A 234-nucleotide genomic window follows, 5' to 3' on the forward strand; every position below is an offset into this window, starting at 1 on the left:
GCGAAGACCTCCGGGACGATGTGGGTTACCACACACCAGTCGTCACACGGAGGTCTTCGTGACTCACGCTAATGCACCCTTGACGCCGGAGGGGCGTCGCCGTCTTGTTCAGCTCGTCGAGGATCGCGGTTGGTCACTTCGGCGGGCGGCGGAGCGGTTCCAGTGCTCACCTGCGACGGTGAAACGCTGGGTCGACCGATCCCGGGCTGGTCTGCCGATGGCGGACCTGCCCTC

General features: G+C 65.8%; 1 protein-coding gene. It reads left to right on the top strand.

Features of this window, described 5'->3' with window-relative positions; translation table 11 throughout:
* Window positions 1-58: 58 nt before the first annotated feature.
* Window positions 59-234 (top strand): helix-turn-helix domain-containing protein (locus AC1RPN_RS09235; RefSeq protein ID WP_481763886.1); only part of this gene is annotated, 176 nt, incomplete at its 3' end.

It is taken from the genome of Dellaglioa sp. CoH-57-MRSF-20 (genome assembly GCF_056781955.1).